A 19124-nucleotide genomic window follows, 5' to 3' on the forward strand; every position below is an offset into this window, starting at 1 on the left:
CAGGGTTCTGTGGTGATCACAAAACCCTGTAGGAGCGAGCTTGCTCGCGATGAGGCCGGTAAAGACACCGCAAAACTCAATGCGCCTCCCCAGCCTTGAGCCCCACCGGCAACTTCCGGGTCAACAACACCGCCACCATGCTGATCCCCAGCGCAATCCCGACAAAATGAAACGCATCGTTGTAGGCCATGATCGACGCCTGCTGGTGGGCGATCTCGCTGAGCTTGCCCAGCGCTGCCGTTTCACTGCCCAGCCGGTCGCTCAATGACGCGAGACGCTCGGCCACCTGCGGGTTGGTCGGCACGATCGCTTCACGCAGATAATCGAAGTAGGTCTTGGTCCGCGCATCCAGCAAGGTGGCGAGGAGGGCGATGCCGATGGCGCCGCCCAGGTTACGCAGGATGTTGAACAGGCTCGACGCCGACCCCGCGTCCTGCGGCAGGATATAAGCCGTGGCGATCAGCGAGATGGTCACCATGATCAACGGCTGGCCCAGGGCGCGGATGATCTGGATCTGGTTGAACTGCGGCCCGGCGAAGTCCGGGTTCAACACGCCCGAGGAAAAACTCGCCAGCCCGAACAGCCCGAAACCTACGGTACACAGCCATTTCGGCGACACGTACCTCATCAGTTTCGGCACCAGCGGGATCAAAAACAGCTGCGGCACCCCCATCCACATGATCACTTCGCCGATCTGCAGGGCGTTGTAGTTCTGGATCTGCGCCAGGTACAGCGGCAACAGGTAGATCGAGCCATACAACCCGACGCCCATGCCCAGGCTGGAAATGCTCGACAGGCCGAAGTTGCGATTGCCGAGGATGCCCAGGTTGATCAGCGGGTTGGGCTTGGAAAACTGCACGATTACGAACGTAATCAGGCTGATCAGGGCGATGCTGCCCAGGGTGACGATCAGCTCCGATTCCAGCCAGTCCTTGCGATGGCCCTCCTCAAGAAACACCTGCAGGCAGCCGAGGCCGACACCAAGGGTGACAATCCCGGTGTAGTCGGTGCTTTTCAGCAGTTCCCAGTGCGCTTCTTTCTTCTCAAGGCCGTACATCAGGCCGGCGATCATGATCAGGCCCGGCGGTATGTTGATGTAGAAGATGTATTCCCAGCCCCAGTTCTCCGTGAGCCAGCCGCCCAGTGTTGGGCCGATGGACGGGGCGAAGGTGGCGGTCATGGCGAACATGGCCATGCCTTTGGCGCGGTGGTGTTCGGGCAGTTTTATCAGGGTCAGAGTGAAGGCCAACGGGATCAGCGCACCGCCGGTAAAGCCCTGCAACGCCCGGAATACAATCATGCTTTCCAGGCTCCAGGCCATGGAGCAGAGCAGCGACGCGACGAGAAACCCCAGAGACACCCACACCGCCAGGCGCCGTGCCGACAGCAACTGCACCAGCCACGCCGTCAGCGGGATCATGATGATTTCCGCCACCAGGTACGAGGTGGAAATCCACGAGCCTTCCTCCAGGGTCGCCGACAGAGCGCCCTGGATGTCCTTGAGCGAGGAGTTGGTGATCTGGATGTCGAGCACCGCCATGAAGGCGCCGAGCATCACGCTCATCACCGCGATCCAGTCCCGCCGGGTCGGTTCGCCGACCGGGCGGAGCAGTTGATCACCGGCCATTGTCTGGGCTGTCTTGGATATTCACTGTCGCGGTGACCGACATGCCCGGGCGAATCTTGCCGTGCAGCGGGTTGTCGGCGGCAAAGGTCAGTTTTACCGGAATCCGTTGTACGACTTTGGTGAAGTTGCCCGTGGCATTGTCCGGCGGCAGCAGGCTGAACTGCGCGCCCGAGGCGGCGAACAGGCTGTCGACCCGCGCCTGGATCGGCGTGTCGCTGTAGGCATCGAAGGTCAGCTCGGCCTTCTGGCCGGGCTGCATGTGGCCGATCTGGGTTTCCTTGAAGTTGGCCTGGATCCAGATGTCCTCGTCGGGGACGATCGACAGCAGGTAGGCGCCGGCCTGCACGTACTGGCCATTGCGCGCGGCCCGCTGGCCGATCAGGCCGCTGATAGGCGCGTGGATTTCGCTGCGGGTCAGGTTCAGTTCGGCCTGGGCCAGGTCGGTGCGGGCATTGTTGATCATCGCGTCGAGGCGCTTGATTTCCGCGGTCAGGGACGCGACCTGCTGGCGCTGGCTTTGCGCATCGGCCTGGGCCTTGCTGACTTGCGAGCGGGCAATGTGATTGTCGGCGGAGAGGGTGGTGACCCGTTCCTCGGAGACGTAACCCGGCTTGCGCAGCGCTTGCGCCCGGGACAGGTCGATCTGCGAACGGCCCAGGCTGGCCTGGCTGGAGGCCACCTGCGCATCACTGGCGGCGATCAGGCTGGCCTGCTGGGTCAACTTGCTCTGCGCTTGCAGGCGTTCGGCCTCGCGGGTGGCGAGCGCGGCATTGGCGCGGTCGACCGCGAGCTGGAAATCATCGACCTCCAGTTTGATCAGCAACTGGCCCTTTTCGACGTGCTGGTTATCTTGCACCAGCACTTCGTCGATGCGCGCGCCCAACTGGCTCGACACGCGGGTGATCTCGCCCTGGACATAGGCGTTGTCGGTGCTTTCATAAAACCGTCCTTTGAAGAACCAGTGGGCGAAAAAGCCCCCGGCAACCAGCAGGACGATCAGCAGGAAAATGAACAGGCGACGCTTGAGTTGGGCAGGCATGGGCAAACTGTAGTCGAGAAATTGTAAGGAAAGTTATCAGCAGGCGAATTTGGCATACAGCCAATAGTGGGTAAATGCCATCTGCTGATATTCGGTCATTCATCCAGGCCAGGGCCCGATGTAGACGCAAACTTGGCTTAAATGCCCTGCTCACTGGAGCCGGGCGGTCAACGCCTGTTAACATTCGCCCTTTGTTTCATCTTCATTTCGAGACTTGCCATGACCACCGTCCGCACGCGCATCGCGCCATCGCCTACCGGGGACCCCCACGTAGGTACTGCTTACATCGCTCTGTTCAACTACTGCTTTGCCAAGCAGCACGGTGGCGAGTTCATCCTGCGGATCGAGGACACCGACCAGTTGCGTTCGACCCGCGAGTCCGAACAGCAGATCTTCGACGCCCTGCGCTGGCTGGGTATCGACTGGAGCGAAGGCCCGGATGTGGGCGGCCCGCACGGTCCGTACCGGCAGAGCGAGCGTGGCGATATCTACCAGAAGTATTGCCAGCAACTGGTCGACATGGGCCACGCGTTCCCGTGCTTCTGCACCGCCGAAGAGCTGGACCAGATGCGTGCCGAGCAGATGGCGCGTGGTGAAACCCCGCGTTACGACGGCCGCGCGCTGCTGCTGTCCAAGGAAGAAGTCGCCCGTCGCCTGGCTGCGGGCGAGCCGCACGTAATCCGCATGAAAGTGCCGAGCGAAGGCATGTGCGTGGTGCCGGACATGCTGCGTGGCGATGTCGAGATCCCGTGGGATCGCATGGACATGCAGGTGCTGATGAAGACCGACGGCTTGCCGACGTACTTCCTGGCCAACGTGGTCGATGACCACCTGATGGGCATCACCCATGTGCTGCGTGGTGAAGAATGGCTGCCTTCGGCACCGAAACTGATCCTGCTGTACGAGTACTTCGGCTGGGAACAACCGCAGCTGTGCTACATGCCGCTGCTGCGTAACCCGGACAAGAGCAAGCTGTCCAAGCGCAAGAACCCGACCTCGGTGACGTTCTACGAGCGCATGGGCTTCATGCCCGAAGCCATGCTCAACTACCTGGGGCGCATGGGCTGGTCGATGCCGGACGAACGCGAGAAGTTCTCGTTGCAGGAAATGGTCGAGCATTTCGACCTGAGCCGGGTGTCCCTCGGCGGGCCGATCTTCGACATCGAGAAACTGTCGTGGCTCAACGGCCAGTGGCTGCGTGACCTGCCGGTGGAAGAGTTCGCCGCACGGGTGCAGAAGTGGGCGTTCAATGCCGAGTACATGATGAAGATCGCGCCTCACGTCCAGGGGCGTGTGGAAACCTTCAGCCAGGTGGCACCGCTGGCCGGCTTCTTCTTTGCCGGTGGCGTCAACCCGGATGCCAAACTGTTCGAGTCGAAGAAACTGTCGGGCGACCAGGTGCGTCAGTTGATGCAACTGATCCTGTGGAAGCTCGAAAGCCTGCGTCAGTGGGAAAAGGACAGCATCACCGCGACCATCCAGGCGGTGGTCGAGTCTCTGGAGTTGAAGCTGCGTGACGCCATGCCGCTGATGTTCGCCGCCATCACTGGCCAGGCGAGCTCGGTGTCGGTGCTCGATGCCATGGAAATTCTCGGCCCGGACCTCACCCGTTTCCGCCTGCGCCAGGCCATCGACTTGCTCGGTGGTGTGTCGAAGAAGGAAAACAAGGAGTGGGAAAAACTGCTGGGCAACATCGCCTGATCTCAGGTGGGCTTCTGCAGTCGCTGCCAGAGGTGGCGACTGCAGGGGCACAAATGCCCCGGATTTACGGGGCAGGGCGGTAAGTGATTGTTATGGCGGAAAAATTTTTTGAAAATTGTTGAAAATAAGTTTGACAGGTTTCCGAAGCGCCATTAAGATTCGCCCCGTCCTCAGCGATGAGGGGCTATAGCTCAGCTGGGAGAGCGCTTGCATGGCATGCAAGAGGTCGACGGTTCGATCCCGTCTAGCTCCACCAATTTACACTTCAAGGTCTGGCCACACCGGCCTTGAAGCGATCAACACTCAGCGTTGATCAGTTGTATAGAAGGGTTTGCGTCCCCTTCGTCTAGTGGCCTAGGACACCGCCCTTTCACGGCGGTAACAGGGGTTCGAGTCCCCTAGGGGACGCCAGTTTTACACAAGCGATGTTGCAAGATGTCGCTGCGCCGAGAGGCGAAAAATCCGGGGCTATAGCTCAGCTGGGAGAGCGCCTGCATGGCATGCAGGAGGTCAGCGGTTCGATCCCGCTTAGCTCCACCAATTTACACTTCAAGGTCTGGCCACACCGGCCTTGAAGCGATCAGTACTCAGCGCTGATCAGTTGTATAGAAGGTTTTGCGTCCCCTTCGTCTAGTGGCCTAGGACACCGCCCTTTCACGGCGGTAACAGGGGTTCGAGTCCCCTAGGGGACGCCACGATTACCCGCTCTGCGGGATTTATAAGGGTCATTCAATTATTGAATGGCCCTTTTGTTTGTCTGGCGTTTGGCCAAATCCCCTTATTTCTTCAAAATGTGCATCAGACCAGCGGTCACTTTCATGACTTGCAGAATATTATTATGAGAATAATATTCTAGTCGTAATATTTGGAGGCAGCGATGAACGACAAGAAAGCTCAAACCCGCGAACGGATTCTCAAGGCCGCCAGCGCTGCGCTGATTCAGCGTGGTCCGGCCGAACCGAGCGTAGGTGAAGTGATGGGGGCGGCCGGCCTGACGGTGGGTGGCTTCTATGCGCACTTCGAAAGCAAGGACGCGATGATGCTGGAAGCGTTCAAGCAATTGCTCGGTCACCGCCGTGGACTGATTGCCGACATGGATGCCGACCTGACCGGCGAAGAGCGTCGCGCGCTGGTGGCGGCGTTCTACCTGTCACGCAAGCACCGTGATTCCTCTGATTCGGCGTGCCCGATCCCGGCTTCGGTCGGGGAGTTGGGACGCCTGCCGGAGTCGTTTCGTGTGGCGTTGAACGAGCACGTGGAGTTGATGGTCGCGCAGTTGGCGGCCAGTGCGGAAGACACCGACAAGGCATTGGCCGATATGGCGCTGATGGTCGGTGGGTTGGCCCTGGCGCGGGCGCTGGGGCCGGGAGAGTTGTCCGATCGACTGCTGCGTGCCGCCAAATCGGCGGTGCTATGACCTGAAGGCACAAGCCTGGGGAGTGAGAGCGATGAGCGCGTTGAAGTGGGTTCGTGGCGTTAATGGCACCTTGGGCTGGTTTGCACCGAAGCTGGTTGCGGCGAAAATGCGTCTGGCATTCATGAGGCCGCGGGATTTGCCGCCCCGTGACTGGGAGCTGCCGCTGCTGGCGAAATCCGAGCGCATCACCTTGCGCTTCGGTCTCTCGGCCCTGCGCTGGGGGCGCGGCCCGGCCGTGCTGTTGATGCACGGTTGGGAAGGGCGGCCGACGCAATTCGCCAGCCTCATCACCGCACTGGTGGACGCCGGATACTCCGTGGTAGCCCTGGATGGCCCCGGTCACGGGCGTTCACCCGGTCGCGAAGCGAATGTCATGCTGTTCGCCCGCGCCATGCTCGAGGCGGCCGCCGAACTGCCGCCCTTGCAAGCGGTCATCGGCCACTCGATGGGCGGCGCCAGTGCCATGCTGGCGGTGCAACTGGGCCTGCGCACCGAGACGCTGGTCACCATTGCTGCGCCGGCGCGCATCCTCGGGGTGCTGCGCGGCTTTGCCCGCTACGTGCGCCTGCCGCCCAGGGCTCGCTCGGCGTTCATCCGCCAGGTCGAGCAAGACGTCGGCATGCGCGCGGCGGCGCTGGATGTCACGCACTATCAGCTCGACATGCCCGGCCTGATCGTCCACGCCGAAGACGACCGCCTGGTCTCGGTCAAGGAGTCCCAACTGATCCACGAAGCCTGGTTCGACAGCCGCTTGCTGCGCTTGCCCGACGGCGGTCATCAGCGGGTACTGGCCGACCCGCGTGTGATTGATGGCGTGTTATCACTGCTGGCTGGCCGCAGCCTGCAATCGCGCCAATCGGCCTGAGCATCCGTTACACTGCCCCGGTCGCAATAATCTGACCGGAGTGGGGCATGGGCTGGGATCGGGCAACGCCTTTTATCATCAACCTGGAAGTGGGCGCCGAGGACATCGACGGCCTGGGGCACGCCAATAACGCGGTGTACGTGACCTGGCTGGAACGCTGTGCCTGGCGTCACTCCCAGCGCCTGGGGCTGGACCTGGTCGAGTACCGGCGGCTGGACCGGGCGATGGCCGTGGTGCGCCACGAGATCGACTATCTGGCGGCGGCCTACGAGGGCGACCAGTTGCAACTGGCAACCTGGATCGTCGATTGGGACCAGCGCCTGAAAATGACCCGGCACTTCCAGCTCAAGCGCCCGAGCGACAACGCCACCCTGCTGCGCGCGCAAACCACCTTCGTGTGCATCGAACTGTCCACCGGTCGGCCCAAGCGCATGCCGGCGGAGTTCATCGAAGGCTATGGCCCGGCCCTTAACCAGCCGCTGCCACAAACCCTGTAGGAGCGAGCTTGCTCGCGATGGCCATCTGTCAGTGGATATGATGTTGACTGACACACCGCCATCGCGAGCAAGCTCGCTCCTACAGGTGTCCATAATCCAGTAAACTGCCGCACGTTTTTCCTCGAGTATGTTTTTCATGCAAATTGCCCTGGCACCCATGGAGGGGTTGGTCGACAACATCCTGCGCGACGTGCTGACCCGTGTCGGTGGTATCGACTGGTGCGTGACCGAGTTCATCCGCATCAACGACCAATTGCTCACCCCGGCCTACTTCCACAAGTTCGGCCCCGAGCTGCTGACCGGTGCGCGCACCGCCGCCGGTGTGCCCCTGCGTGTGCAGCTGCTGGGTTCGGACCCGGTGTGCCTGGCGGAAAACGCCGCGCTGGCCTGCGAGCTGGGCTCTGAGGTCATCGACCTGAATTTCGGTTGCCCGGCCAAGACCGTCAACAAGTCCCGGGGCGGGGCGGTGCTGCTCAAGGAGCCCGAGCTGCTCAACCGCATTGTCGAGCACGTGCGGCGCGCGGTGCCGGCGCACATTCCGGTCACCGCGAAGATGCGCCTGGGCTTCGACAGCCCGGACGGTTCGCTGGTGTGCGCCACGGCGCTGGCCGAAGGCGGCGCGGAGCACATCGTGGTGCATGCGCGGACCAAGACCGATGGCTACAAGCCGCCAGCGCACTGGGAGTGGATCCCGCGGGTGCAGGACGTGGTCAAGGTGCCGGTGTTCGCCAATGGCGATATCTGGAGCGTCGAAGACTGGCGCCGTTGCCGCGAAATCAGCGGCGTGGAAGACATCATGCTCGGTCGCGGCCTGGTCTCGCGTCCGGACCTGGGCCGGCAGATCATGGCGGCCCGCGCCGGTGAAGAGGTGGTCGAAATGACCTGGGCCGAGCTGCTGCCGCTGATCCGCGAGTTCTGGCAACAGGCCCAGGCGCAGATGACCCCGCGCCAGTCACCGGGGCGTCTGAAGCAATGGCTGGCCATGCTCACGCGCAATTATCCCGAGGCGGTGGAGCTGTTCACCACGCTGCGCCGCGAGACCGAGCCGGATCAGGTCTCGCGTTTGCTCGGTGTGCCGGTGGCGCAGGCGGCCTGAAAAAATCTGCAAAAAGTCTCTTGAAATGCAATCAGCGGTCCTTATCTAAGGGTTACGCGATGCCGAATTCGGGTCGCGGAGACAAAAAACTTGCTGATTGTTTTCAGGAGATTTGAACCATGACTACTGCATTTTCCCTCGCGCCTCTGTTCCGTTCCTCGGTGGGCTTCGACCGCTTCAACGACCTGTTCGAAACCGCCCTGCGCAACGAGCCTGGCAGCTCTTACCCTCCCTACAACGTGGAAAAACACGGTGACGATCAATACCGCATCGTCGTAGCGGCAGCCGGTTTCCAGGAAGACGACCTGGAGCTGCAAGTCGAGAAGGGTGTGCTGACCATCAGTGGCGGCAAACGTGATGGCAACGAAGGCGTGACCTTCCTGCATCAAGGCATCGCCCAGCGTGCCTTCAAACTGTCCTTCCGCCTGGCCGATCACATCGAGATTAAGGCCGCCGACCTGCGCAATGGCCTGCTGAGCATCGACCTGCTGCGCGTGGTTCCGGAAGAGGCGAAAGCCAAACGCATCCCGATCAACGGGGAGCAAAAGCCGGCCCTGCAACACTAAGGCCGAGCAATGAAAAAGGGCGCCAATGGCGCCCTTTTTTGTGCGTGGGTGTTTAGCGCTGACCGATCGTGGCCGAGTTCACGGCGCGTGGATGGCGCGACGAAAACAGCAGCCCACCGGCGATTTGCCAGATCACCGCAAATGCGCCGATCAGGAATACGATGTCGCCGAAGGTGCGGATCCAGCGCAGGGTTTGCAGCAGGTCCTGCTGCATGAATGCTTCGCTGCGGGCATACCACAGGCCTTGGCTGGCACTGGCGTAGAACTGCAGGATGCCAACTGGCAGCAGGCTGGTGAAAATCATCAGCGCCAGGCCGCCGTTGAGCCACCAGAAACCGGTGCTCATCAGGCGATCATTGAACTGCAAGTTAGGCCGCAGGTAGCGCAGGATCAACAGGCTGAAGCCCAGTGCCAGCGAACCGTACACGCCGAACAACGCCGCGTGTGCATGCAGTGGCGTGGTGTTCAGGCCCTGGATGTAATACAGCGAGATCGGTGGGTTGATCAGGAAACCGAAGACGCCGGCGCCCAGCATGTTCCAGAACGCCGTGGCGATGAAGAACTGCAACGGCCAGCGAATGCGCGACATCCACGGCGCGCGATCTTTGAGGCGCCAGTTTTCCCAGGCTTCGTAGCCCAGCAGAATCAGCGGTACTACTTCCAGGGCGCTGAAGGTCGCGCCCACCGCCATCACCGGTGTGGTGGTGCCGGAAAAGTAGATGTGGTGGAAAGTGCCGGGAACGCCGCCGAGCATGAACAGCGAAGCCGAACCGAGGGTCGCGGTGGTCGCCAGGCGCTTGGACACCAGGCCCATGCTGGTAAAAATGAAGGCCAGCGCCGTGGTGGCGAACACTTCGAAGAAGCCTTCGACCCACAGGTGCACGACCCACCAGCGCCAGTACTCCATGACCGACAGGTTGGTGCGCTCGCCATAGAACAGGCCGGCGCCGTAGAACAGGCCGATGGCAATCACCGAGCACGCCAGCAGTGCCAGCAGGTTCTTGTCACCGGGCTGACGCAGCGCAGGCATCATCGCGCGCAACATCAGTACCAGCCAGAACACGATGCCGGCGAACTTGGCGATCTGCCACAGGCGGCCGAGGTCGACGTACTCGTAACCCTGGTGACCGAGCCAGAAACTCCACTCGACGGGCATCAGTTGGGCGATGGCGAGGAAGTTACCGGCGTAGGAGCCGACCACCACCAGTACCAGGGCCCAGAACAGCACATCGACCCCCAGTTTCTGGTATTTGGGGTCCTTGCCGCCGTTGATGAACGGTGCCAGAAACAGCCCGGCCGCGAGGAAGCCGGTGGCGATCCAGAACATCGCGCTCTGCAAGTGCCAGGTGCGGGTCAGCGAGTAGGGGAACCACTTCGACAGGGGCAGGCCGTAGAAATCCTGGCCTTCCACGGTGTAGTGCGCGGTCACGCCGCCCATCAGTACCTGGAAGCCGAACAGGGCGCCGACCAGCAGCAGATACTTGCCCAGGGCTTTCTGCGAAGGCGTCAGCTTGATCAGGCTCAGTGGGTCCTGGGCCGGCACCGTCGGTTCGCCTTCTTCATGGTTGCGCAGGAACGCCCAGCCCCACACCAGGAGGCCGATGCCGGCGAGCAGCACGACAATGCTGACGATCGACCAGACCATGTTTTCGGCGGTCGGGTGGTTGTCGATCAGCGGCTCGTGCGGCCAGTTGTTGGTGAAGGTCGCGCTCTGGCCATCACGCTCGGTGGCGGCCGCCCAGGCGGTCCAGAAGAAAAACTGGGTCAATTGCTGGCGCCGGGCGGCGTCCGGCAGGGTGTTTTCCTTCATGGCGAAGCTTTCACGGCTGCCGTGCAACGACGGATCGTTGCTGAACAGCGCGTGGTAGTAGGCCGCGGTTTTCGCGATCGCCTGGATGCGTCGCTCACTGAGCACCAGCGTGCCGTCGACCAGTCGATTGCCCCGGTACTCGCGTTTGAGCTGGTGGCGCAGCAGCGCCTGCTGATCGTCATCAATCTGGCTGTAGGCCTTGCCAAACCGCTGTTGCGCCGCCAGGTCCAGCCAGGCGAGCAGTTCGCGGTGCAGCCAGTCGGCGGTCCAGTCCGGCGCCTGATACGCACCGTGGCCCCAGATCGAACCCAGCTGCATACCGCCAATGCTCTGCCAGGCGGTCTGGCCGTCGAGGATGTCGGCGGCCCGGAACAGCGTGGTGCCATCGACGCTCTGCACCTGTTCGGGGATCGGTGGCGCCTGGCGGTAGATCTCGCGACCGAACCACCCCAGCAGGCAGAAAGTCACGCCGAGGACGCCAATCAGCGACCACCATAATTTGCGGTATTCACCCATGGATCACCTCCGTCGGAACAGGGTTGTGTAATGGCCGCGACAGCTTCATCGCTGTCGGGTCGGGGTAGCGCTGCATATCAGCTCCTTGATGTTGACGTTCGGCATTCGGGCGTAGCCCTATCAAGACTCGTGCCGAGCGGAGTCGCCCGTTTTTGCGGGCTCGTTTACCTGTCCAGCGTCTAAATGACACGCTGCATGAGCGGTCACATTGACTACGTCCTGGTCGTAATGACCTACGAAAAAAGGCGCCCGCATAACCTGTATGCGGGCGCAAAAAAACCGGCCCGTGATCGGGAAGGGTGGGCCGGGGTATTGCAGGGAGGGCGATCGACTGTTGGCGATCAGTCGGCGGCGATGCGGGGGCGCTTGCCGTCGACGTGGGATCCAATGTACGGGCTGGCCGCCGGGGCGTCATTTGTACGCAGGGTCAGTGGCGTCATGTGTAGGTTTGAGAGATTCATACGCAGGTATGGGAGATGCCCCTATCCCTGTAGGAGCGAGCTTGCTCGCGATGTTCGCCCAGACACCGCTGGCATCCAGACAGCCAGCGTCATCGTTGACGTCCATCGCGAGCAAGCTCGCTCCTACAGGTTTCAGCGCAACAACTGCTGAAACGCCTCCACCGGCAACGGCTGGCTGTGCAGGTAGCCCTGGTACAGGTGACAACCCAGCCCCTGCAAAAACTCCAGTTGCTCCGGCGTTTCCACCCCTTCGGCGATCACTTTCAGTTCCAGGCTGCGGGCCATGGCGACGATGGCGCGAATGATCTCGGCGTCGTTGGGGTCGGTGGTGGCGTCGCGGATGAACGACTGGTCGATTTTCAGCGTGTCGACCGGCAGGCGCTTGAGGTAGGTCAGCGAGGAATAGCCGGTGCCGAAGTCGTCCATGGCGAAGCTCACGCCGAGCTTTTTCAGGCGGCGCATTTTGCTGATGGTGTCTTCCAGGTTCTGGATGACGATGCCTTCGGTGATTTCCAGTTTCAGCATCGAGCAGGGCAGGCCGTGGCTTTGCAGGCTGTGTTCGATGCGCTCGACGAAGTCGTTCTGGCGGAACTGCCGCGGGCTGATGTTCACGCACAGGCTGAACTGCAAGGGGTTGACCAGGCCCTTGGCAATCAATTGCCTGAAGGCGTCGCAGGCTTCGTCGACAATCCAGGTGCCGACCTCGAGGATCAGGCCGCTGTCTTCCAATACCTTGATGAATTCGGCGGGGGATTGCGCGCCCAGTTCCGGGTGATTCCAGCGCACCAGCGCCTCGGCGCCGACGATGCGGTTGTCCCGCGCATCGACCTGGGGCTGGAAATGCACGTCGAACTCGCCCCGGGACAGCGCCAGGCGCAGGTCGGTTTCCATGCGCAGGCGTTCACTGGCGGCCTTCTGCATGGTGTTGTGATACATCTGCGCGGTGTTGCGCCCGGAGTCCTTGGCCCGATACAGCGCGATGTCCGCGCGCTTGAGCAGATCGGTCGGGGTCGAGCCGTGGTCGGGAATCAGTGCGATCCCGATGCTCGGCGTCACTTGCAGGCGCTGGCCGTCGAGGAACATCGGTTCGGAGAGCAGGTCGCGCAGGGTGTCGGCCAGTTCGCGAACCTGGGCGGAAACCTCATTGCGCGTGCCTTCAAGGCCGCTGAGCAGCACCACGAACTCGTCGCCACCCAGGCGCGCCACGGTGTCTTCCATGCGCACGCTGGCTTCCAGGCGCGCGGTGATGATCTTCAGCACCGTGTCGCCCACCGGATGGCCGAGCGAGTCGTTGATGTGCTTGAAGTGGTCGAGGTCGAGGAACATCAGCGCGCCGCGCAGATTATGGCGCTTGAGCAGGGCGATCTGCTGGCTCAGGCGATCCATCAGCAGGGCACGGTTGGGCAAGTTGGTCAGCGGGTCGTGGTAAGCGAGGTGGCGGATCTGCGCCTCGGCATTCTTAAGCAGGCTGACGTCCCGGGCGGTCAGCAACAGGCAGGCCGTTTCGTTGAGGGTGATCGGCTCCACCGACACTTCCACGGTCAGCATCTCGCCGCGCTTGTTGCGCCCGAGCATTTCCTGGTGATGCACACGCCCTTTGATCTGCAGCTCGGCCAGCAGCGCCGAGCGCTGTTTTTCCTCGGCCCAGATCCCGACCTGGTACACCGTGCGGCCCACCACCTCATCGGCGCGGTAGCCGGTCAGGCGGCAGAACCCGTCGTTGACCTCTAGGTAGCGGCCGGTATCGCGCTCGGTAATGGTGATGGCGTCCGGGCTGGAGTGGAAGGCCTTGGCGAACTTCTCCTCACTGGCCTTCAACGCCGCTTCCGAACGTTGCTGCTGGGTGATGTCGCGCAGGGTGGTGACGATGCAGGGCTGGTCGCCGACGCTGATCTGCCGGCTGGAAATCACGCAGGTCAAGGATTGGCCGTCCTTGTGCCGCACGAGGATGGCGACGTTGTTCAGGCCCTGTTCGCGGACCACTTGTTCGATCCGTCGCTGGCTTTTTGCCGAGGCATCCCACAGGCCGATTTCGTCGGCGCTACGACCGATCACCTCGGCGGTGCTCCAGCCGAAGGTCTGGGTGAAGCTTGAGTTGATCTCGATGAACTGGCCAGTGTCCTGGCGCGTGACGCAGATCGGGTCAGGGCTGACCTGGAACAGCGTGGCGAACTTCTCTTCGGAGGCCACCAGTTTCTGTTCCCGTTCGACCTGGTCGGTAATGTCCAGCAAGGTCCCGGCCATGCGCAGCGGGGCGCCGTTTTCGTCGCGGTAGAGGCGCGCGCGACTTTCCAGGTAGCGCGAAGAGCCGTCCTCGAGTTGTACGCGATAGGTCAGTTGATAGTTGCCCGCCGGCCCTTCGCGCAGGCTGCGGTAGGCATCGCGCATGCCGGCGCGTTCTTCGCCGGGCACGCCTTCGAAAAACTCCTCGAACGATTCATGGAAGGGTTTGGCTTCCAGCCCGTGCAGTTGCGCGGCCCGGGCCGAGCCATAGAGCATGCCGCTGGGGATGTGCCAGTCCCAGGTACCCAGTTGCGCCGAGTCCAGCGCCAGGTCGAGGCGTTCCTGGCTGTCCTTGAGGGCGAGTTCGGCGGCCTTGCGCTCGGTGGTGTCGAGGAAGGTGCTGAGCAAGTACGGTTGCCCTTCGAGCTCGACCTTCTGTGCGCTGAGGATGCCGTCGTGGATCTGCCCGTTGCTGGCGCGAAACTGCACTTCCATGCTGATCAGCTCGCCCTTGGCCTTGGTCGCCTTGACCAGCTTTTCCCGTTGCTCGGGGTGCACCCACAAGCCCAGTTCAACGGTGGTGCGGCCAATCGCGTTCTGTACCGGCCAGCCGAACAGGCTTTCGAAATACTGATTGGCTTCGGTGATCAGGCCGTCGTCCTGGCGCGTCAGCAGGACCATGTTCGGGCACAGGTGAAACAGCGTCGCAAAGCGTTTTTCCGAACTGCTCAGGGCCTGTTCGCGCTGGCGCTGGTGAGTGATTTCGCGAATCACCCCGATCATCCTGGGCCGACCGTGCTTGTCCGGCAGCAGGCTGCCGTTGATCTCCAGCCAGTGCAGGCTGCCATCGGGCCAGCGGATGCGGTGGTGCATCGCCTGCTCCAGCGGTGCCCCGGCAATCACCGCGTGGAAGGCGCGGACGGTTTTCGCGCGGTCTTCCAACGGCAGCAGGTCGAGGTATTCCAGGTCGTCGGGCAGGGGCTGGTGAGGGTCGAAGCCGAACAAGGCCTGCGTGCCCCGTGACCAACTGATCTGCCCGCGCTCGATGTCCCAATACCAGGCACCCAGGCGTGCGCCGTTGAGGGCGGCGAGCAACTGCGGTGCACTTTCCCAGCTCTGCTCCGATTGTTTGGGGTCGAGCGCCTGGATGCGGGGCATGGGTGGAATACGGTCAACAGATTTGGGCATTGGCAAGCCTTAGGCTGAATTGGCGTTAGGCACAGGTATTCGCGGCTCTATAGGAGTAGCACAAGTTAGCCTCGATTCCCTGGCAGATCGACTTGTCCATCCAGCAGGGCCATGAAAGCCCGTGCTGCGTTCGACAGCGTCCTTTCGGTGTGCAAGATATAGCCTAGCTGGCGAGTGAGCTGTATGCCCGGCAAAGGTATGCGCGCCACCTGATCGTCGAGCATGGTGCGTGGCAGCACGCTCCAGGCCAGGCCGATCGACACCATCATCTTGATGGTTTCCAGGTAGTTGGTGCTCATGGCGATGTTCGGCGTCAGGCCCTGGGCTTCGAACAGGCGCTGGACGATGTGGTGGGTGAAGGTGTTGCCGCCGGGGAACACGGCCGGGTGCAGGGCGACGTCCGCCAGGCTGACCGCGCCGTTGCTGATCAACGAATGTTCCGGGGCGACCACGAAGTCCAGCGGGTCGTCCCACACCGGTGTGGCCTTGACCAGCGAATGGGGCTCCGGCGCCAGGGTGATGACCGCCAGCTCGGCGCGGCCATGGAGAATTTCCTCGTAGGCCACTTCCGAATCGAGGAACTGAATATCCAGCGCCACCTGCGGGTAGCGTCGAGTGAACTCCCTTAAAAGCGGCGGCAGGCGGTGCAGGCCGATGTGGTGACTGGTGGCCAGGGTCAGCCGCCCCGTCACTTCGCCGGTGAGATTGGTCAGCGCGCGGCGGGTGTCGTCCAGCACATTGAGGATCTGATAGGCCCGCGGCAGCAGGGCGCGCCCGGCCTCGGTCAGGCCGACTTCACGGCCCAGGCGATCGAACAGGCGCACCTTCAGTTGCTGCTCCAGGCCAGCGATGCGTTTGCTGATCGCCGGTTGCGTCAGGTGCAGGCGTTCGCCGGCGCCGGAGAAGCTGCCGGTCTCGGCAATGGCAATAAAGGCATTGAGGTTGGCGAGGTCCATGGCCGCATTCCAGTTGGTTATCCAAAGCATAAAAAATATGAATTTGAGTTATTTAATCTAACCCCATAGCATCAGCCTCACAAGCCAAAGGGTTATTGAATCGCTCAAGACCCAGGGCATAGAAACAAGCTGATGAGGAAACGTCTGATGGCCGGCAAAACGCTCTACGACAAGCTCTGGGATTCGCACTTGGTCAAACAGCGCGACGATGGCTCGGCGCTGATTTATATCGATCGTCACATCATCCACGAAGTGACTTCGCCGCAAGCCTTCGAAGGCCTGCGCCTGGCCGGGCGCAAGCCTTGGCGTATTGATGCCAACATCGCGACCCCGGACCACAACGTACCGACCACGCCGGAGCGCAAGGGTGGCATCGAGGCCATCGCCGACCAGGTTTCGCGCCTGCAAGTGCAGACCCTCGACGACAACTGCGATGAATACGGCATCGTCGAATTCAAGATGAACGACGTTCGCCAGGGCATCGTCCACGTCATCGGCCCGGAGCAGGGCGCGACCTTGCCCGGCATGACCGTGGTCTGCGGCGACTCCCACACCTCGACCCACGGCGCCTTCGGTGCCCTGGCTCACGGTATCGGCACCTCCGAGGTCGAGCACGTGCTCGCCACCCAGTGCCTGGTCGCCAAGAAAATGAAGAACATGCAGGTGCTGGTTGAAGGCACCCTGCCGTTCGGCGTGACGGCCAAGGACATCGTCCTCGCCGTGATCGGCAAGATCGGCACCGCCGGCGGTAACGGCCACGCCATCGAGTTCGCCGGCAGCGCCATTCGCGACCTGTCCGTCGAAGGCCGCATGACCATCTGCAACATGTCCATCGAGGCCGGCGCCCGCGTGGGCCTGGTGGCGGCGGATGAAAAGACCGTGGCCTACGTGAAGGGCCGTCCGTTCGCTCCGAAAGGCGCGGAATGGGACTTGGCCGTCGAAGCCTGGAAAGACCTGGTGTCCGACGCCGATGCAGTGTTCGATACCGTCGTCGAGCTCGACGCCGCCCAGATCAAGCCGCAAGTGAGCTGGGGAACCTCGCCGGAAATGGTTCTGGCCGTTGATCAGAACGTGCCGGACCCGGCCAAGGAAGCCGACCTGGTCAAGCGCGGTTCTATCGAACGCGCCTTGAAGTACATGGGTTTGACCGCCAATCAGGCGATCACCGATATCCAGCTTGACCGTGTTTTCATCGGTTCGTGCACCAACTCGCGAATCGAGGACCTGCGTGCCGCTGCCGTGATCGCCAAGGGCCGTAAAGTGGCTTCGACCATCAAGCAGGCCATCGTTGTGCCGGGCTCGGGTCTGGTGAAGGCGCAGGCGGAATCCGAAGGGCTGGACAAGATTTTCCTCGAAGCCGGTTTCGAATGGCGCGAGCCGGGTTGCTCGATGTGCCTGGCGATGAACCCGGACCGTTTGGAGTCGGGCGAGCATTGCGCCTCCACGTCCAACCGTAACTTCGAAGGCCGTCAGGGCGCCGGTGGTCGTACCCACCTCGTCAGCCCGGCCATGGCCGCCGCCGCGGCGGTGAACGGTCGTTTCATCGACGTCCGCGATTTGATCTGAGGAGCGCAGCATGAAAGCCTTTACCCAGCACACTGGCCTTGTCGCGCCTTTGGATCGTGCCAACGTCGACACCGACCAGATCATCCCGAAACAATTCTTGAAGTCGATCAAGCGCACCGGCTTCGGCCCGAACCTGTTCGACGAATGGCGTTACCTGGATGTCGGCCAGCCGTACCAGGACAACTCCAAGCGTCCGCTGAACAAGGACTTCGTCCTCAACGCCGAGCGCTACCAGGGCGCCAGCGTGTTGCTGGCCCGTGAGAACTTCGGTTGCGGCTCCAGCCGTGAGCACGCGCCATGGGCGCTGGAAGAGTACGGTTTCCGCAGCATCATCGCGCCGAGCTACGCCGACATCTTCTTCAACAACAGCTTCAAGAACGGCTTGCTGCCGATCATCCTCAGCGACGAAGAAGTCGACGAACTGTTCAAGCAGGTCGAGGCCGATCCGGGTTACCAATTGCAGATCGACCTGCAGGCCCAGACCGTGACCCGTCCGGACGGCAAGGTGCTGAACTTCGAAATCGACGCGTTCCGCAAACACTGCCTGCTCAACGGCCTGGACGACATCGGCCTGACCTTGCAGGACGGCGATGCGATCGCGGCGTTCGAAGGCAAGCACCGGGCGAGCCAGCCTTGGTTGTTTCGTGACGCGTAATTGATGTAGTCAGGGCCGGCCCCATCGCGGGCAAGCCCGCTCCTACAGGGGATCACCTTACCTGTAGGAGCGAGCTTGCTCGCGATGAGGCCGGTACAGACACCCCAAGACTCACCCCAGAAAGGAAGTCCCCCATGACCAGCACTCCCCAGCACAGCCAGGTAGTCCAGAAACAATTCGGTGAACAGGCCTCGGCCTACCTGAGCAGCGCCGTCCACGCTCAAGGCACCGAATTCGCCCTGCTACAGGCCGAGCTGGCGGGGAAGGGCGCGGCCCGGGTCCTGGACCTGGGGTGCGGCGCCGGCCACGTGAGTTTTCACGTGGCTGCGCTGGCGGGTGACGTGGTGGCCTACGACCTGTCGCAACAGATGCTCGACGTGGTCGCCGCAGCGGCGGTGGATCGTGGCCTGAGCAATATTTCCACGGTGCGTGGCGCCGCTGAGCACTTGCCGTTCGCCGATGGCGAATTCGATTTCGTGTTCAGCCGTTATTCGGCGCACCATTGGAGCGACCTGGGCCTGGCCCTGCGCGAAGTGCGCCGGGTGCTCAAGCCGGGTGGCGTGGCGGCGTTCATCGACGTGTTGTCACCGGGCAGCCCGTTGTTCGACACTTACCTGCAGAGCGTCGAAGTGCTGCGTGACACCAGCCACGTGCGTGATTATTCCGCCGGTGAGTGGTTGCGCCAGGTCAGTGAGGCGGGGTTGCACGCCCGCAGCACCACGCGCCAGCGCCTGCGCCTGGAGTACAGCTCCTGGGTCGAGCGCATGCGCACGCCCGAGGTGATGCGCGCGGCGATCCGCCAGTTGCAGCAGGCGATGGGCGCCGAAGTGCGCGAGTATTTCGAGATTGACGCCGATGGCTCGTTCAGTACCGATGTCCTGGTACTGATGGCCGAACGATAGGATTTTTCCGGGCGCGCCTGCGGGCGCACCGACTGATGA

General features: G+C 62.3%; 14 protein-coding genes and 4 tRNA genes. 13 read left to right on the plus strand and 5 right to left on the minus strand.

The features are described from left to right. Positions 1–76: 76 nt before the first annotated feature. Positions 77–1567, minus strand: a complete 1491-nt coding sequence (locus tag ABVN20_RS02035; RefSeq protein ID WP_368554548.1) for an MDR family MFS transporter — start codon at positions 1565–1567, stop codon at positions 77–79. 49 nt (positions 1568–1616) lie between these two features. Beyond that, positions 1617–2666 carry an HlyD family secretion protein gene (locus ABVN20_RS02040; RefSeq protein ID WP_368553680.1) on the minus strand — a complete coding sequence of 350 codons (1050 nt, stop codon included), beginning with the start codon at positions 2664–2666 and terminating at the stop codon, positions 1617–1619. A gap of 219 nt (positions 2667–2885) precedes the next feature. Between ABVN20_RS02040 and gltX the strand changes: the two genes are divergently transcribed. The 10 genes from gltX to ABVN20_RS02090 all read left to right on the plus strand — a co-directional run bounded on the left by gltX (position 2886) and on the right by ABVN20_RS02090 (position 8808). Then, positions 2886–4367 carry a glutamate--tRNA ligase gene (gltX, locus tag ABVN20_RS02045; RefSeq protein ID WP_368553682.1) on the plus strand — a complete coding sequence of 494 codons (1482 nt, stop codon included), beginning with the start codon at positions 2886–2888 and terminating at the stop codon, positions 4365–4367. A 180-nt stretch (positions 4368–4547) separates the two neighbouring features. After that, positions 4548–4623 (plus strand) — tRNA-Ala (locus tag ABVN20_RS02050). Positions 4624–4702: 79 nt separating this feature from the next. Beyond that, positions 4703–4778 (plus strand) — tRNA-Glu (locus tag ABVN20_RS02055). Between the two features lie 53 nt (positions 4779–4831). Continuing rightward, a tRNA-Ala gene (locus ABVN20_RS02060) sits at positions 4832–4907 on the plus strand. 79 nt (positions 4908–4986) lie between these two features. Then, a tRNA-Glu gene (locus tag ABVN20_RS02065) sits at positions 4987–5062 on the plus strand. Between the two features lie 182 nt (positions 5063–5244). Further along, complete coding sequence (locus tag ABVN20_RS02070) at positions 5245–5784, plus strand: TetR/AcrR family transcriptional regulator (protein WP_368553684.1); 540 nt, start codon at positions 5245–5247, stop codon at positions 5782–5784. A gap of 31 nt (positions 5785–5815) precedes the next feature. Continuing rightward, complete coding sequence (locus ABVN20_RS02075) at positions 5816–6649, plus strand: alpha/beta fold hydrolase (protein WP_368553686.1); 834 nt, start codon at positions 5816–5818, stop codon at positions 6647–6649. Positions 6650–6696: 47 nt separating this feature from the next. Beyond that, positions 6697–7146 (plus strand): acyl-CoA thioesterase, encoded by a 450-nt coding sequence (locus ABVN20_RS02080; protein ID WP_368553688.1) that lies wholly within the window; start codon positions 6697–6699, stop codon positions 7144–7146. Between the two features lie 136 nt (positions 7147–7282). Further along, entirely contained in the window at positions 7283–8242 is a 960-nt protein-coding gene (locus ABVN20_RS02085; RefSeq protein ID WP_368553689.1) for a tRNA dihydrouridine synthase, read from the plus strand. Between the two features lie 119 nt (positions 8243–8361). Then, on the plus strand, positions 8362–8808 hold the full coding sequence (locus tag ABVN20_RS02090) for an Hsp20 family protein (protein WP_368553690.1): 447 nt from the start codon (positions 8362–8364) through the stop codon (positions 8806–8808). Between the two features lie 52 nt (positions 8809–8860). On the opposite strand, the gene ABVN20_RS02095 is transcribed toward ABVN20_RS02090, so the two are convergent. The 3 genes from ABVN20_RS02095 to ABVN20_RS02105 all read right to left on the minus strand — a co-directional run bounded on the left by ABVN20_RS02095 (position 8861) and on the right by ABVN20_RS02105 (position 15962). Next, the gene (locus ABVN20_RS02095) at positions 8861–11134 is read right to left on the minus strand and encodes a nitric-oxide reductase large subunit (RefSeq protein ID WP_368553692.1); all 2274 of its coding nucleotides are present in this window, start codon (positions 11132–11134) and stop codon (positions 8861–8863) included. Between the two features lie 593 nt (positions 11135–11727). Next, entirely contained in the window at positions 11728–15006 is a 3279-nt protein-coding gene (locus ABVN20_RS02100; RefSeq protein WP_368553693.1) for an EAL domain-containing protein, read from the minus strand. A 65-nt stretch (positions 15007–15071) separates the two neighbouring features. After that, positions 15072–15962 (minus strand): LysR family transcriptional regulator, encoded by an 891-nt coding sequence (locus ABVN20_RS02105; RefSeq protein ID WP_368553695.1) that lies wholly within the window; start codon positions 15960–15962, stop codon positions 15072–15074. A gap of 147 nt (positions 15963–16109) precedes the next feature. On the opposite strand from ABVN20_RS02105, the gene leuC reads away from it, so the two are divergent. The 3 genes from leuC (at position 16110) to ABVN20_RS02120 (ending at position 19085) form a co-directional block, all read left to right on the plus strand. Further along, complete coding sequence (leuC, locus tag ABVN20_RS02110) at positions 16110–17528, plus strand: 3-isopropylmalate dehydratase large subunit (RefSeq protein ID WP_368553697.1); 1419 nt, start codon at positions 16110–16112, stop codon at positions 17526–17528. A 10-nt stretch (positions 17529–17538) separates the two neighbouring features. Then, positions 17539–18183 carry a 3-isopropylmalate dehydratase small subunit gene (gene leuD, locus ABVN20_RS02115; RefSeq protein WP_368553699.1) on the plus strand — a complete coding sequence of 215 codons (645 nt, stop codon included), beginning with the start codon at positions 17539–17541 and terminating at the stop codon, positions 18181–18183. A 134-nt stretch (positions 18184–18317) separates the two neighbouring features. Next, a complete protein-coding gene (locus ABVN20_RS02120; protein ID WP_368553700.1) occupies positions 18318–19085 on the plus strand; it encodes a class I SAM-dependent methyltransferase in 768 nt (255 codons plus the stop codon). Positions 19086–19124: the final 39 nt, after the last annotated feature.

It is taken from the genome of Pseudomonas sp. MYb118 (assembly GCF_040947875.1).
In the GTDB taxonomy this organism is placed as follows: Bacteria; Pseudomonadota; Gammaproteobacteria; order Pseudomonadales; family Pseudomonadaceae; genus Aquipseudomonas.

Bases quoted from the DNA above. Each gene is read 5' to 3' on its own strand.
- gltX (WP_368553682.1), top strand. From the start codon at position 2,886: ATGACCACCGTCCGCACGCGCATCGCGCCATCGCCTACCGGGGACCCC.
- leuC (WP_368553697.1), top strand. From the start codon at position 16,110: ATGGCCGGCAAAACGCTCTACGACAAGCTCTGGGATTCGCACTTGGTC.
- ABVN20_RS02100 (WP_368553693.1), bottom strand. From the start codon at position 15,006: ATGCCCAAATCTGTTGACCGTATTCCACCCATGCCCCGCATCCAGGCG.
- ABVN20_RS02120 (WP_368553700.1), top strand. From the start codon at position 18,318: ATGACCAGCACTCCCCAGCACAGCCAGGTAGTCCAGAAACAATTCGGT.
- ABVN20_RS02080 (WP_368553688.1), top strand. From the start codon at position 6,697: ATGGGCTGGGATCGGGCAACGCCTTTTATCATCAACCTGGAAGTGGGC.
- ABVN20_RS02075 (WP_368553686.1), top strand. From the start codon at position 5,816: ATGAGCGCGTTGAAGTGGGTTCGTGGCGTTAATGGCACCTTGGGCTGG.
- ABVN20_RS02040 (WP_368553680.1), bottom strand. From the start codon at position 2,666: ATGCCTGCCCAACTCAAGCGTCGCCTGTTCATTTTCCTGCTGATCGTC.
- leuD (WP_368553699.1), top strand. From the start codon at position 17,539: ATGAAAGCCTTTACCCAGCACACTGGCCTTGTCGCGCCTTTGGATCGT.
- ABVN20_RS02095 (WP_368553692.1), bottom strand. From the start codon at position 11,134: ATGGGTGAATACCGCAAATTATGGTGGTCGCTGATTGGCGTCCTCGGC.
- ABVN20_RS02105 (WP_368553695.1), bottom strand. From the start codon at position 15,962: ATGGACCTCGCCAACCTCAATGCCTTTATTGCCATTGCCGAGACCGGC.
- ABVN20_RS02070 (WP_368553684.1), top strand. From the start codon at position 5,245: ATGAACGACAAGAAAGCTCAAACCCGCGAACGGATTCTCAAGGCCGCC.
- ABVN20_RS02085 (WP_368553689.1), top strand. From the start codon at position 7,283: ATGCAAATTGCCCTGGCACCCATGGAGGGGTTGGTCGACAACATCCTG.
- ABVN20_RS02090 (WP_368553690.1), top strand. From the start codon at position 8,362: ATGACTACTGCATTTTCCCTCGCGCCTCTGTTCCGTTCCTCGGTGGGC.